The following is a 13865-nucleotide window of genomic DNA, read 5'->3' as shown; positions in this document are numbered from 1 at the left end:
CCTTGCCTCAGAAAAATTCGGTGTAGCGCGCGACTTCCCAGTCGCTCACATGACGGCTGTACTCCACCCACTCCATGCGCTTGAGCTTGATGAACTCGCCCACGATCTGCGGGCCGAGCACCTCGGCAAACAGCGGGTCGGCTTCCAGCGCGTCGCAGGCTTCCTTGAGGGATTGCGGCAGGGTCTTGATGCCGCGCTCGGCGATCTGCTCCAGGCTCAGGCTGTAGAGGTTCTCGTTGCAGACGTGGTCGATTTCCAGCTGGCGGTCGATGCCATCCAGGCCCGCCGCGATGATCGCGGCGCTGACCAGGTACGGGTTGCAGCCGGCATCCGGCAGGCGAAATTCCAGGCGGCCATACGGCACGCGCACCATCGCCGAACGGTTGTTGGCGCCAAAGGCAATAAAGGCCGGAGCCCAGGTGGCGCCGGACAACGAGTTGCCCACGACCAGGCGCTTGTAGGAGTTGACCGTAGGTGCGGCGAACGCACACAACGCCGGGCCATGGGCGAGCAAACCGGCGGCGAAGTGATAGGCCAGTTTCGACAGGCCCATGCCGCTCGGATCGCTGGCGTCATGGAACAGGTTTTTGTTCTCGGCGCTGCTGATCGACAGGTGAAAGTGCATGCCGTTGCCAGCGCGTTTCGGGTCGGGCTTGGGCATGAAGGAGCAAATCATGCCCAGGTCATTGGCGATCTCGCCGGCGGCCATGCGAAAGAAGGTAAAGCGGTCGGCCGAGGTCAGCGCGTCGCTGTAGGTGTAGTTGATCTCGAACTGGCCGTTGGCGTCTTCGTGGTCGATTTGATAGACCTCGAAATCCACCGCCTGCAAGGCTTCGGTCAGGCGCTCGAGGAACTCGCGCGAACGCGACAGGCCCTTGTAGTCGTAGCAGGGTTTGTCGAGGTTATCGCTGGGGTCGACCAGTTGCAGCTTGCCCTGCTCGTCGCGGCGCATCAGGTTGAATTCGGGTTCCAGGCCGGTGTTGAGGGTCCAGCCCTTGTCCTGCAGGCGCTGCACCTGCTGCTGCAGCACGTAGCGGCTGTCGTAGGGATGGGGCTTGCCATCGACATGCCCGACGCACACCACGCGCCCATAACCCGGTTGCCACGGCACCGGCGTCAGCGTGGACAGGTCACCGCGCGCCATGAAGTCCGGACCGTGGGGCTCCATGCCCATGCCGCTGATGGCAAACCCGGCAAAGCCCGCGCCCTCTTCGGCCACGGTCTTGAGCCCGCAAATCGGCACCGACTTGGTCTTGGCCGCACCGTGTATATCCACAAACTGCGCAAGCACGTACTTGATCCCGTGCTTGTCGATGATGCGCTGGGTTTCTGCTGGCAACATTGCGTGTCACTCCTCGCGAAAGGCAAAACCGTGTGGGTGGGCCTAGGCTGTCTTTTTATTCCTAAAAAGAAAGTTAGTTTCCTTACAGGAATGCAATACCCTTGCCAGATTCGCGAGCGACGGATTGAACTGCCGGTGAAAGCGCTTTTGTGCTGTATATATGGGAAAATTGTTTTCCCCGCAGGAATACGCACAGCGGGGTGGCCTTGAAGAGCCAGATCTTGCACTTTCCCAGTGCGAAAAAATATTACTGAACGGAAACCGTGCAGGAGCCGATGATCATGTCCACCGAAACCGCCCCGCGCCTCAAGCTCGAGCAATACCTGGGGCTGCAGATCAAACGCCAGCGCCAGGCCCAGGACCTGAAGCTGTCCGACGTGGCGAAAATCGCCGATATCAGCCAGGGCATGTTGAGCAAGATCGAAAACGCCCAGGTCTCCACCAGCCTCGACACCCTGAGCCGCCTGTGTGATGTGCTCGGGCTGCCGCTGTCGAAGTTGTTCAGCGAATACGACCAGCAGGATGGCAGCGCTTTACTGGTCAAGGCCGACCAGGGCATGGAAGTGGTGCGCCGAGGGACCGAGAAGGGGCATACCTATCACCTGCTCAACCATACGCGCGGGCCGAAGAAGAGCTTCGAGGCGTACATGGTCAGCATGGATGACGCCAGTGAAGAGTTCCCGACCTTTGCCCATCCGGGAACGGAGTTTTTGCACTTGCTCGAAGGTGAGCTGATTTACCGGCATGGGAACCAGCTGTACCGGATGGAAGCGGGTGACAGCCTGACCTTCGAAGGGGAGATTCCGCACGGGCCGGAGCAGTTGGTGCAGGTGCCGATCCGGTTGTTGTCGATCATGAACTACGGCAACGACAAGGAATAACGCAGGCACCGAGGTTGTTTTCTGTGGGAGCTGGCTTGCCTGCGATGCGGGCAACTCGGTCTGCCAGTGGCAGTGGGTGGATGCCTTCGCAGGCAAGCCAGCGCCTACATTTGATCGCATTCCAGCATAGGCACGCGTCGTAAAAATTCCTATCAGTTAAAAAACTTTCCCAAAACCCCTAGACGCCCCGCCCCCATTCCCCTATAAAGCCACTTCAGGAATATTTTATTCCTCACAAGAAAATGCGCTCACGGAACGAGCCCGCTGTCCTCAGACATTTTTTCGCTATGCGATGAGCTGCCGCCATCATCCCGAGGACGTGTCATGCAACACGAAAAAAACCATTTCATCATCAAGGTCACTTGTCCCGCGGTGTCCGGCATTGTCGCTGCCGTCACCACTTACCTGGCGGACAACGCGTGCTACATCGGGGAGATGGCGCAGTTCGATGATGACTTCAGCGGCCGCTTCTTCATGCGCGCCGTGTTTCGCTTCAACGACGGCCACGCCGGTGATCTCGAACAGATTCGCGCAGGCTTTGCCGATGTCGCCCAAGCCTTCGACATGCAGTGGGAGTTGTACGACACCCGCGAGCCGATGCGCGTGATGCTGATGGTGAGCAAGTTCGACCACTGCCTCACCGACCTGCTCTACCGCTACCACAAGGGCGAGATGGACATGACCATCACCGCCATCGTCTCCAACCACCTCGACCTGCGGCCGATGGCCGAGCGCGAGGGCATTCGCTTTATCTACCTGCCCGTGTCGAAGGACAACAAGGCCGCGCAGGAAGCCGAGCTGATGAAGGTGGTCGACGACACCCGCACCGAACTGGTGGTGTTGGCGCGCTACATGCAGATCCTCTCCGACGACCTGTGCCGGCAACTGTCGGGGCGCGCGATCAATATTCACCACTCGTTCCTGCCCGGTTTCAAAGGCGCCAAGCCCTATCACCAGGCCTACCAACGCGGCGTGAAGCTGATCGGTGCGACCGCGCACTACGTCACCAGCGACCTGGATGAGGGCCCGATCATCGAGCAGGAAGTGCAACGCGTGGACCACGTGTACAAGCCCGACGACCTGGTCGCCATCGGTCGCGACACCGAGACCGTGGCCCTGTCCAAGGCGGTCAAGTACCACCTTGAGCACCGGGTGTTTCTCAACCAGGACAGAACGGTGGTGTTCCGGTGAACGCGCACAAACTGATCGATGGCAAAGCCGCCGCCGCGCAGGTGCTGCTGCAGGTCCGCGAGGACGTCGCACGCCTGCATGAGCAAGACATCCTGCCAGCCCTGGCGGTGATCCTGGTCGGCAACGACGCCGCCAGCCAGGTGTATGTGCGCAACAAAATCCTGCGCGCCGAAGAGGTAGGCATCCGCTCCGTGGAGCACCGCCTGCCCGGCGATACCAGCACCGAACAACTGTTGATCCTGATCGGCCAATTGAACGCCGACCCGGCCATCCACGGCATCCTCCTGCAATTGCCGTTGCCGGCGCAGATGGACGAGCTGCGCGCCTTGGAGGCCATCGCGCCGGACAAGGACGTCGACGGTTTTCACAGCCAGAACGTCGGCGGCCTCAGCCAGGGCCGCGCGGTGCTCACGCCGTGCACGCCGAGCGGCTGCCTGTATTTGCTGGAACAAACCTGCGGCGACCTGCGCGGCAAACATGCGGTGGTGATCGGCCGTTCGAACATCGTCGGCAAGCCCATGGCCGCGCTGCTGCTCAAGGCGGACTGCTCGGTGACCGTGCTGCATTCGCGCAGCCACAACGCCCAGGCGCTGTGCCGACAGGCGGATATCGTGATCGCCGCCGTGGGCCGCGCACGCTTGATCGACGCCAGCTGGCTGAAGCCCGGCGCGGTGGTGATCGACGTCGGTATCAACCGTATCGACGACGCCGGCCGCAGCCGCCTGGTGGGCGATGTCGACTTCGACGGCGCCCTGCCCCATGTCGCGGCCATCACCCCGGTACCCGGCGGTGTCGGCCCGATGACCATTGCCTTCCTGATGAAAAACACCGTGGCCGCCGCCCTCGCGCAACACCACGCCCTACGCAGCCAATCGGAGGCCGTATGCCATTCAATCTATTGAAGTATGGGCTGAGTTCGGAGTACCCGGTGGAGGTGGATCTGCCCCCGCCCAAGGAACTCAAGGCCAGCTATGACGTGGTGATCATCGGCGCCGGCGGCCATGGCCTGGCGACCGCCTACTACCTGGCCAAGTACCACGGCATCAGCAACATCGCGGTGCTGGAAAAGGCCTACCTGGGCGGCGGCAATACCGCGCGCAATACCGCGGTGATCCGCTCCAACTACCTGACCAGCGAGGGTGTGCGCTTCTACGCCGAGTCGGTGAAGATGTTCCAGTCGCTGTCCAACGAATTCGACTTCAACATCATGTACTCCGAACGCGGACAGCTGACCCTGGCGCATACCGATGCCACCGTGCGTTCGTTCCGCCAGCGTGCCGAGGTCAACAAGCACTTCGGCGGGCGCACCGAGATGATCGACCGCCAGCAGATCCGCGAACTGGTGCCCAGCCTCAACCTCGACCCCGGGCACTTGCCGGTGATCGCCGGGCTCTGGCATATCGACGGCGCCACCGCGCGCCACGATGCCGTGGCCTGGGGCTACGCCAAGCAGGCGGCCAAGCGCGGAGTGGAAATTCATCAACTCACCGAGGTACAGGACCTGGTCATCGACCACGGCACGATTACCGCCGTGAAGACCAATCGCGGCACCATCCAGTGCGGCTGCGTGGTGCAGGCGATTGCCGGGCACAGCTCGTTGCTGATGGCCAAGGCCGGCATCCGCTCGCCGATCCAGACCTTCCCGCTGCAAGCCATGGTCACCCAACCGTTCAAGCCGTTCCTCGACCCGTTGGTGAGTTCCTCCGCGCTGCACTGCTATGTACAGCAGACCAGCCGCGGTGAAGTGGTGTTCGGCGGCGGCTCCGATCCTTATCCGCTGTTCAACACGCGCTCGACCCTCGACCTCAAGGAAAGCCTGCTGGCCCACGCGATCGAAATGTTCCCGTTCCTGGCCAACGCCAAACTGATGCGCCAGTGGGCCGGGATCACCGACATGACCCCGGACTACAGCCCGATCATGGGCCTGTCACCGGTGAAGAACTACTACCTCGACGCCGGCTGGGGCACCTGGGGTTTCAAGGCCACGCCCATCTGCGGCAAGACCATGGCCGAGCTGGTCGCCAGCGGCGGCCAGGTGCCGGCGCTGATCAAGCCGTTCGGCCTCGAGCGTTTCTCGACCTTCCAGCAAGTCAACGAGATGGGCGCTACGGCGGCCAGTCACTGATGGAGAGCGGACTATGAAAATCATGACGTGCCCGCTCAACGGGCCGCGCAATATCAGCGAGTTCACCTACGGCGGCGAGTTCAAGCCGATGCCCGACCCCGTCCATTGCAGCGATGCCGAATGGGCCGACTACGTGTTCAACACCGACAACCTCGCCGGCGTGGTGCGCGAATGGTGGATGCACACGCCGTCCAGCTACTGGTTCCTCGCCGAGCGCCACACGGTCACCGATGAGGTCCTGCGCACCTTCGACCCCAAGGAACTGTTCACCACCCGCGTCGATTTTGCCGCTGCCAAGGAGATCGCCGGATGAACCGCCTTCCCGCCCCCATGGGCTTGCTGATCCAGCGTGATCAAGCCCTTGATTTCAGTTTCGATGGCCAGGCGTACCAAGGCTTGCAGGGCGACAGCATCGCCAGCGCCCTGCTCGCCAACGGGCGTTTCCTGCTCTCGCGTTCATTCAAATACCACCGCCCGCGCGGCCCGCTGACCATGGCGGGCCAGGATGCCAACAGCCTGGTGCAACTGCCCCGCGAGCCCAACGTGCTGGCCGATGCTCACGCGTTGTCTGCCGGCTTGGCGGTGAGCGCGCAGAACGTCAACGGCTCGCTGGACAACGACAAGGACGCCTACCTCGGCAAGTTCTCCAAGTTCATGCCGGTGGGGTTCTACTACCGCTCGTTCTACAAGCCCAAGGGCATGTGGAAAGTCTGGGAGCCGATCATTCGCAAGAAGGCCGGCCTGGGTGTCCTCGACCTGACGTTCCAGCCCGAGTACTACGACAAGGCCTATCTGTTTACCGACCTGGCCGTCATCGGCGCCGGCCCCGCCGGCCTACAGGCGGCGCTGACGGCCGCGAACGCCGGGGCCAAGGTGCTGCTGATCGAGCAGCAGCCGATCCTCGGCGGGTCGCTGACCTATGCACGCTTCGATATCGCCGGTACCCGCGCCGACAGCCTCCGCCGCGAACTGGTGAGCGCGGTGCAGCAGCACGCGAATATCCAGGTGCTCACCGAGGCCACGTGCAATGCCTGGTTTACCGACAACTACCTGCCGGTGATCCAGGGCAAGCGCATGTACAAGGTGCGCGCGCAGCAGTGCCTGGTGTGCAGCGGCGCCTTCGACCAGCCGGTGATTTTCCGCAACAACGACCTGCCCGGCGTGATGCTGACCAGCGCCGCGCAACGCCTGATGAAACTCTACGCGGTCAAGCCGGGCAAGCGCGCGGTGGTGCTGACCGGCAACGACGACGGCTACCTCGCCGCCCTCGACCTGCATGACCAGGGCGTGGAAGTCGCCGCCGTGGTCGACCTGCGCCACGCCCCGGCCGACAAAGCCCTGTCCGGCGCCCTGGCCCAGCGCAAGATCCCGTTGCTGAACAACAGCACTGTGTTCGAGGCCCTGCATGAGAAAGGCCTGCGCCACGTGAAAGGCGTCGACGTGCGCCAGATCACCGGCCAGGGCCAGGTCAGCGCCAGCGGGCAAGTGTTCGACTGCGATTTGCTGTGCATGTCGGCCGGCTATATGCCGGTGTATCAACTGCTGTGCCAGGCCGGCGGCAAGCTGGCCTACGACGACCAGCGTGCCGAATTCAGCCTCAGCGGCCTGCCCCGCAACCTCAAGCTGGCGGGCTCGGTGCACGGTCGGCATCAGCTCGAGAATGTGCTGGCCGACGCCGCCAACGCGGCGGCCGACATCGCTGTCGCGCTGGGCCTGGGCACCACGAATGCCCCGCTGCCATTGCACAGCGAAGCCCAAGTCAACTTCGGCTGGCCGATCTTCCCGCATCCCAAGGGCAAGGATTTCGTCGACTTCGACGAAGACCTGCAAGTGGCGGACATCGTCAATGCCACGCGTATCGGCTATCGCGATGTGCAACTGGTGAAGCGCTATTCCACGGTCGGCATGGGCCCGTCCCAAGGGCGGCATTCGGCGCTGCCGACCGCACGCCTGGTGGCCTGGGCGACCCAGCGCAATATCAGCGAGACCGGGGTGACCACCGCACGGCCCCCTTTCGTCGCGGAGAAACTCGCGCATGTCGCCGGGCGCGCCTTCGACCCTTACCGGCAGACACCGATGCACGCGCGGCATGTGCAGGCCGGGGCGAAGATGATGCCCGCCGGTATCTGGCAACGCCCGGCCTACTACGGCCGCGCCCAGGATCGCGACGCCTGCATGCAGGCCGAAGCCCTGCACGTGCGTAACCACGTCGGGCTGATCGATGTGTCGACCCTCGGCGGCCTGGACGTGCGCGGCCCGGATGCCGCTGAACTGCTCAACCGCCTGTACACCTTCGCGTTCCTCAAGCAACCGGTGGGCCGTTCGCGGTATGCGCTGATGACCAATGAACACGGGGTGGTCATCGACGACGGCGTGTGCGCGCGCCTGGCCGACCAGCACTTCTACGTCACCGCCACCACCAGCGGCGTCGACCGCATCTACCAGCAGATGCTCAAGTGGAACGCGCAATGGCGCCTCGACGTCGACGTGGCCAACGTCACTGCCGCGATCTGTGCGGTGAACGTGGCCGGGCCGGATTCGCGCAAGGTGCTGGAACAGGTCTGCACTGACCTCGACCTCAGTGCCGAGGCCTTCCCCTACCTCGGCGTGCGCCAAGGCACGGTGGCCGGGATCAAGGCGCGGTTGCTGCGGGTCGGGTTTGTCGGCGAGCTGGGTTATGAAATCCACGTGCCTGCACGCCACGGCCTGGCGCTGTGGGATGCGTTGATGGAGGCCGGCAAGGCGTTCGATATTCGCCCGTTCGGCGTCGAAACCCAACGCCTGCTGCGCCTGGAAAAAGGCCACGTGATCATCAGCCAGGACACCGACGGCATGACCCACCCGGCAGAAATCGACATGGGCTGGGCGGTAAGCCGCAACAAGCCGTTTTTCGTCGGCCGCCGTTCGGTGGACATCCTCGAAGCCCAGCCGCTGAAACGCAAACTGGTGGGTTTCACCTTGCCCAAGGGCAGCGTGCAACCGCTGGAAGGCCACCTGGTGCTCAATGGCCCGGACATCAGCGGCAACGTCACCTCGTGCGAATACTCTGCAACGCTGGGCCGCATCATCGGCCTGGCCTACGCCGGGATCGAACAGAGTACACCGGGGCAGCGCATCCCGATTCGCGTCGAAGGCGGCATCGTCGTCCAGGCCGAGGTGGTGCCACTGCCGTTTTTCGACCCCACCAACCAACGCCAGGAGGGTTAAGCCATGACCAGTCTGAAAGCCCACGAACTCTTCACGCCGCCCTGCCAACTGGTTGACCAGACCGATCTGCCCCGGGTCGGCTTTCGCGGCGCGCAAAGCGCCGAGTACCTCAGCGCACGCGGTTTCACCCTGCCCGCCGCCCCCAACCAGGCCACCCCGCAAGCGGACGGCAGTTGGGTGGCGCGCCTGTCGCAGACCGAATACCTGTTGTTGGGTAGCCCGCAGGATCAGGGCCAGCGCATCGCTGATGAAGAGGCCCGCTGGGAGCTGGACCACCGCGCCAACTACCTGCTGCCGCGCCAGGACAGCCACGCCTGTGTGTTGCTCAGCGGCGCGGTGATTGCCCACGTGATGGCCAAGCTCTGCGGGGTCGATCTCGGTTTCCCGGCCTTCCAGCCGGGAGCGGTGGCGCAGACGTCAGTGGCGCGGGTGAATGCGCTTGTGATCCACACCGGGAGTGTGGAGGCACCGGCGCTGCATATCCTCTGGGATCGCGCGTCGAAGGAATACTTCGTCGGTGCATTGCTGGATGCATTGGGCGAGTTTGGCGGGGCCACTCTGCTCAGCGCATGAAGCAGGCGTGAAGTCGATCTCGGTCCAACCTGTGGGAGCGGTGTGTCAGTCAGTACCTATTGGGCTGAGACACCGCATTCGCGAGCAAGCCCGCTGCCACATTCTGGAGCCTGTGGTGTGAGCAAAGGTCAGTCGGTGTAGCCCAACCGCGCCGCCCTGGCCTTCTGGGTATGTTGACGTGTCGCCAGGCAGTAATACAGCGGGCACGTCACCACCAACCCCACCAGCCACGACAGGTCCGCGCCGTCCACCAGATTGGCCCACGGCCCCACGTACAGCGATGTATTGGCAAACGGCAGCTGGACAATGATGCCGATGAAATAGGCCACGATCGCATGCAGGTTGAAGCGCCCGTAGACCCCGCCGTCCGCGCGGAAGATCGAGGCAATGTCATACACCCCGCGCTTGATCACATAAAAGTCGATCAGGTTGATCGACGCCCACGGCACCAGCACCAGCAACAGCGCCAGGATCAGCCCGATAAACTGCGAGATGAAGTCCGCCGATGCGCCCAGCGCCACGAGGCAGCAACCGGCCAGGACCACGCCGGACAGCACCACGCGCACCTTGATGCTCGGGGTCCAATGGCTGGCGAAGGTCTGGATCGAGGTGATGATCGACAGCACCGCGCCGTACAGATTCAGGGCGTTGTGGCTGATGATATTGAGCAGGAACAGCACCATCAGGATCGGTCCGAGCCAGCCAGTGGCTTGCTTGACCGCGACCATCGCTTCGGTGCCTTCGGGCGTGGCCAGTGCCGCGACCAAACCAAATGCGAACGAGAGGATGGTGCCGAGGGTGGCGCCCAGGTAGGTCGCGATAAACGGCCGGGTGATGCCGATATCCGCCGGCAGGTAGCGCGAGTAGTCACTGGTGTAGGGCGAAAAGCTGATCTGCCAGATCACCCCCAGCGACACCGTGGCCAGCCAGCCGGCGGCGTTGAAACCGCCACGGGTGAGGAAGTCCGCTGGCAGGTCATGGGCGAAGATGTAGATGAAACCGGCGAGCAGCGCGCTGCCCATTACCCAGGTGCCGATGCGGTTGAGGCTGTGGATGAAGCGGTAGCCGATCACGCCGATGGCGGTAGCGCTGAGCGCGCCGATCAGAATGCTCGCAGGGACAGGCACCGCGGGCACGATGCCGACGATGGATTTGCCGGCCAGCACGATGTTGGAAATGAAAAAGCCGATGTAGATCAGCGCCGCGAAGAACACGATCAGCAGTGCGCCGTAACGGCCGAACTGGCCCCGGCTCTGGACCATCTGCGGGATGCCCATGCGCGGGCCCTGGGCCGACGCGAGGGCAATCACGATGCCGCCGAGCAGATGCCCGAGGGCAATCGCCAGCAGCCCCCACACCAGGTTGAGGTGGAACACCTGGGCCACCATGGCACCGGTGACGATGGGCAGCGGCGCAATGTTGGTGCTGAACCATAGGGTGAACAGGTCGCGGGCCTTTCCATGGCGCTCTGCGAGAGGAACGTAATCGACCGTGTGATTCTCGATCAGGGGATCTTGCCGGGACATCTGGGGCATGGAAATGGACTCGCGTTTGTCTGATCTTATAGTTGTTTGACGCCATACCGGGGGCGCATCGTGGCGGCCCCTCAGATGAACACCATATTATGGTATTCCAACATTTTCACAAGACTGATCCGTAGTCTCAGCGCGCATCTGATCCGCAAGTGTGCCACATGGCCCTCGGCGTTTTCGCGCCTTTACCCCCGTATTTATTGGTTATAAGACCAAAGGTTGACGTTCATCGGCCGCCTGAAAAAGCTGTTGCATCGATTGTATTACGGTATACCATCAGACCTACAAATTCATAAAAACCCGCTCTACCGCCAGAGGACCGTCCCATGATCGATGCCGCTATCTACAAACAAGTGATGGGTTCGTTTCCGTCCGGGGTCACCGTGATCACCACGCTCGATGACGACGGGCAAATCGTCGGGCTGACCGCCAGTGCCTTCAGTTCGTTGTCGATGGACCCGGCGCTGGTGCTGTTCTGTCCCAACTACAGCTCCGATTCGTACCCGGTGCTGATCAAGAACAAGCGCTTTGCGATCCACGTCCTGTCCGGTGGGCAACAAACCGAAGCCTATGCCTTTGCGCGCAAAGGCAAGGACAAGGCACAGGGCATCGAATGGACGCTCAGCGAACTGGGCAACCCGATCCTGGCGAACGCCACGGCGGTGATCGAGTGCGAGTTGTGGCGCGAGTATGAAGGTGGCGACCATGCAATCATGGTCGGCTCGGTGAAAAACCTGATCGTGCCCCAGCAGAACGCCGGGCCGCTGGTGTATTGCCACGGCAAGATGGGCGCCCTGCCCCTGGTTGCCTGATTAATTCCAATACACCGCAGTGCCTGCATCGCAGCCAAGCCAGCGCCCATAGATGAATGCATTTCAACGGAGGACGCTGGCTTGCCTGCGATAGCGGTGGTCAGGTTCGGAAGCGGCTGACCAACTGGTTCAAGGTCTGCGACAACGCGGTCAATTGCTGCGCATCGCCGCGCGTGGAGTCGGCCAGGCTCGCCACCAACTGTGCATCCGCGTGAATCTGGCTGATATGCCGATTGATGTCTTCGGCCACCTGGTGCTGTTCTTCGGCGGCGGTAGCGATTTGCGTGTTCATGTCGCGGATGATATCCACCGACTCACGAATCAAGCCAAAGCTGGCGCGCGCATCGTTGATCGACACCACGGTTTCCTGGGACACCTCAAGGCTGGCATGCATCTGCTTGCCCATCTGATGGGTGCGCCGCGCCAGATTGCCAAGCAGTCCGTCGATTTCGCCGGTGGAGTCTGCCGTGCGTTTGGCCAGGGCGCGCACCTCATCCGCCACCACCGCGAACCCACGCCCCTGCTCGCCGGCCCGGGCGGCTTCGATGGCGGCGTTCAACGCCAGCAGGTTGGTCTGCTCGGCGATGGAACGGATGGTGCCGAGGATCGACTGGATGTCGTTGCTGTCTTTTTCCAACTGCTCCATGGCCTGGGCCGAGTGGCCGATCTCTTCGCTCAAGCGCCCGACACTGCTCACCGCCGCGTCGATCTGCTGTTGCCCGGTGTGGGCCTGGCGCTGGCCATTGTCGGCAGAGTCGGCAGCCTGGCTGCAGGAGCGCGCGACTTCGTTGGAGGTGGCGACCATTTCATGAAACGCCGTGGAGACCATGTCCACCGCTTCGCGCTGGCGTGAGGCGACGTCGGCCATCTCTATCGAGACTTCGGTGGCACTGCCGGAGCTGCTGTGGATTTGCGCGGCGGCCTGGCCGATGCGCTGGATCAGGGTGCGGATGGCTTCCAGGAACTGGTTGAACCAGCCGGCGAGCTGCGCCGTCTCGTCGCGGCCATTGACCGCCAGGCGCGCGGTCAGGTCACCCTCGCCCTGCGCAATGCCTTCCAAACCACTGGCCACGCCACGGATCGGCTTGACGATCAGCCCGGCAAACCAGGCGCCCGCCCCAGCAAACAGCAGGCCACACACCAATGCGATAGCCGCGATCAACCAGGTCAGGCGTGCCGCGCCGGCCATCACTTCGCTTTCGCGCACCAGCCCGACAAACCGCCAGCCCAATGCCTTCGACGGCCACACCAGCGCCATGTAGCGCTCGCCCGCCAGTTCCACCTGCACCAGGCCTTGGCCGGCTTCGCTCAACTGCCGGTAGCCGTCACCCAATTCGCCGAGTTTCTTGAAGTTGTGGGACGGGTCATTCGGGTCTACCAGCACCGTGTTGTTGGCTTCCATCAGCATCAGGTAGCCGCTTTCGCCCAGCTTGATCTGCTTGACCAGGTCGGTCAGTTGCTTGAGCGACACGTCGATGTTGACCACCCCGCTCGCCTTGCCCTGGCGGTCGTTGAAGCTTTGCACGGTGCTCACCAGCACCACGTCGTCGGCCGCCCAGTAATAGGCTTCGGTGCGCAGGGTCTTGCCCGGTTGCGCCATGGCCGTCTTGTACCAGGGCCGCGTGCGCGGGTCGTAGTTGGCAAGGTTGGGGTCGCCGGGCCAGAACACATAGCCGCCATCCTCGGTGCCGAGCGACAGGTACGTGTAGGCCGAATGACTCTTGGCCAGGCCCTCGAACAGCGCGAACAACTGCTGGTCGCGCTCGCCGACAGCGATGTGCGCGGCGTCGCTGGCCAGGTAGCGTTTCACATCGCCCTGCAGGCTGCGCAACTGCGGGTGCGCAGCCAGGTAGGCGACGTTCTGGCTGATGCCTTCGAAGAACAGCTGCATCGCGTTGTCGACCTGGCGGATCTCGCGGCCACTGCTGTCGACAAAGCTGTCGCGGGCCTCATGGCGTACGTTGAGGATGATCAGCACAGCCACCAGAATCACCGGTAGGCTGGCGATCACCGCAAACGCCAGGATTAATTTTTGTTTTATGTTCATCGAGCTCGCCTTCCTTGTGAGGTGAGGGTGCAACCGTTGGAGAGAAAAGTTTTGCGGATATTCCGTATTATGGTATACCAACAATCAATCCGCCGAACAGCCGTTATCACTGGCAAGCTTCAAGGTGGCGAGAGTACTTAAGGGCCCGCAGTCGA

At 62.8% G+C, this 13865-nt stretch carries 11 protein-coding genes and 1 pseudogene; 8 read left to right on the top strand and 4 right to left on the bottom strand.

The features are described from left to right. Positions 1-7 precede the first annotated feature (7 nt). Positions 8-1342 (bottom strand): type III glutamate--ammonia ligase, encoded by a 1335-nt coding sequence (glnT, locus tag AC07SI_RS09235; RefSeq protein WP_065905705.1) that lies wholly within the window; start codon positions 1340-1342, stop codon positions 8-10. Between the two features lie 281 nt (positions 1343-1623). Between glnT and AC07SI_RS09230 the strand changes: the two genes are divergently transcribed. The 7 genes from AC07SI_RS09230 (at position 1624) to AC07SI_RS09200 (ending at position 9319) form a co-directional block, all read left to right on the top strand. Beyond that, a complete protein-coding gene (locus AC07SI_RS09230; protein ID WP_053139883.1) occupies positions 1624-2223 on the top strand; it encodes a helix-turn-helix domain-containing protein in 600 nt (199 codons plus the stop codon). Positions 2224-2547: 324 nt separating this feature from the next. Next, positions 2548-3414: a formyltetrahydrofolate deformylase gene (gene purU / locus AC07SI_RS09225; RefSeq protein ID WP_106804441.1), complete on the top strand. Its 867-nt coding sequence runs from the start codon at positions 2548-2550 to the stop codon at positions 3412-3414. Then, positions 3411-4316 (top strand): bifunctional methylenetetrahydrofolate dehydrogenase/methenyltetrahydrofolate cyclohydrolase FolD, encoded by a 906-nt coding sequence (gene folD / locus AC07SI_RS09220; protein ID WP_120448162.1) that lies wholly within the window; start codon positions 3411-3413, stop codon positions 4314-4316. The genes purU and folD overlap by 4 nt, the downstream gene beginning before the upstream one ends. Beyond that, on the top strand, positions 4298-5539 hold the full coding sequence (locus AC07SI_RS09215; protein WP_065905698.1) for an FAD-dependent oxidoreductase: 1242 nt from the start codon (positions 4298-4300) through the stop codon (positions 5537-5539). The genes folD and AC07SI_RS09215 overlap by 19 nt, the downstream gene beginning before the upstream one ends. Positions 5540-5552: 13 nt before the next feature. Further along, positions 5553-5852 (top strand): sarcosine oxidase subunit delta, encoded by a 300-nt coding sequence (locus tag AC07SI_RS09210; RefSeq protein WP_065905694.1) that lies wholly within the window; start codon positions 5553-5555, stop codon positions 5850-5852. Beyond that, positions 5849-8746, top strand: a complete 2898-nt coding sequence (locus AC07SI_RS09205; protein ID WP_495005590.1) for a 2Fe-2S iron-sulfur cluster-binding protein — start codon at positions 5849-5851, stop codon at positions 8744-8746. The genes AC07SI_RS09210 and AC07SI_RS09205 overlap by 4 nt, the downstream gene beginning before the upstream one ends. Before the next feature lie 3 nt (positions 8747-8749). Next, positions 8750-9319: an aminomethyltransferase family protein gene (locus AC07SI_RS09200; RefSeq protein ID WP_120448160.1), complete on the top strand. Its 570-nt coding sequence runs from the start codon at positions 8750-8752 to the stop codon at positions 9317-9319. A gap of 128 nt (positions 9320-9447) precedes the next feature. On the opposite strand, the gene AC07SI_RS09195 is transcribed toward AC07SI_RS09200, so the two are convergent. Next, positions 9448-10854 (bottom strand): purine-cytosine permease family protein, encoded by a 1407-nt coding sequence (locus AC07SI_RS09195; protein ID WP_213552331.1) that lies wholly within the window; start codon positions 10852-10854, stop codon positions 9448-9450. A 323-nt stretch (positions 10855-11177) separates the two neighbouring features. On the opposite strand from AC07SI_RS09195, the gene AC07SI_RS09190 reads away from it, so the two are divergent. Then, positions 11178-11663 (top strand): flavin reductase family protein, encoded by a 486-nt coding sequence (locus AC07SI_RS09190; protein WP_065905687.1) that lies wholly within the window; start codon positions 11178-11180, stop codon positions 11661-11663. Positions 11664-11763: 100 nt separating this feature from the next. Here AC07SI_RS09190 and AC07SI_RS09185 read toward each other — a convergent pair whose 3' ends face one another. Then, entirely contained in the window at positions 11764-12492 is a 729-nt protein-coding gene (locus tag AC07SI_RS09185; protein WP_495005679.1) for a methyl-accepting chemotaxis protein, read from the bottom strand. A gap of 129 nt (positions 12493-12621) precedes the next feature. After that, positions 12622-13710, bottom strand: a pseudogene (locus AC07SI_RS09180) (cache domain-containing protein); the annotation flags it as partial. Positions 13711-13865: the final 155 nt, after the last annotated feature.

This window comes from Pseudomonas sp. GW821-FHT05D12, from assembly GCF_059419825.1.
This window is presented reverse-complemented; position numbering and strand designations above follow the sequence as displayed.

Coding starts and splice junctions, on each gene's coding strand:
- glnT (WP_065905705.1), bottom strand. CDS start 1,342: ATGTTGCCAGCAGAAACCCAGCGCATCATCGACAAGCACGGGATCAAG.
- AC07SI_RS09230 (WP_053139883.1), top strand. CDS start 1,624: ATGTCCACCGAAACCGCCCCGCGCCTCAAGCTCGAGCAATACCTGGGG.
- purU (WP_106804441.1), top strand. CDS start 2,548: ATGCAACACGAAAAAAACCATTTCATCATCAAGGTCACTTGTCCCGCG.
- AC07SI_RS09215 (WP_065905698.1), top strand. CDS start 4,298: ATGCCATTCAATCTATTGAAGTATGGGCTGAGTTCGGAGTACCCGGTG.
- AC07SI_RS09210 (WP_065905694.1), top strand. CDS start 5,553: ATGAAAATCATGACGTGCCCGCTCAACGGGCCGCGCAATATCAGCGAG.
- AC07SI_RS09205 (WP_495005590.1), top strand. CDS start 5,849: ATGAACCGCCTTCCCGCCCCCATGGGCTTGCTGATCCAGCGTGATCAA.
- AC07SI_RS09200 (WP_120448160.1), top strand. CDS start 8,750: ATGACCAGTCTGAAAGCCCACGAACTCTTCACGCCGCCCTGCCAACTG.
- AC07SI_RS09195 (WP_213552331.1), bottom strand. CDS start 10,854: ATGCCCCAGATGTCCCGGCAAGATCCCCTGATCGAGAATCACACGGTC.
- AC07SI_RS09190 (WP_065905687.1), top strand. CDS start 11,178: ATGATCGATGCCGCTATCTACAAACAAGTGATGGGTTCGTTTCCGTCC.
- AC07SI_RS09185 (WP_495005679.1), bottom strand. CDS start 12,492: ATGGTCTCCACGGCGTTTCATGAAATGGTCGCCACCTCCAACGAAGTC.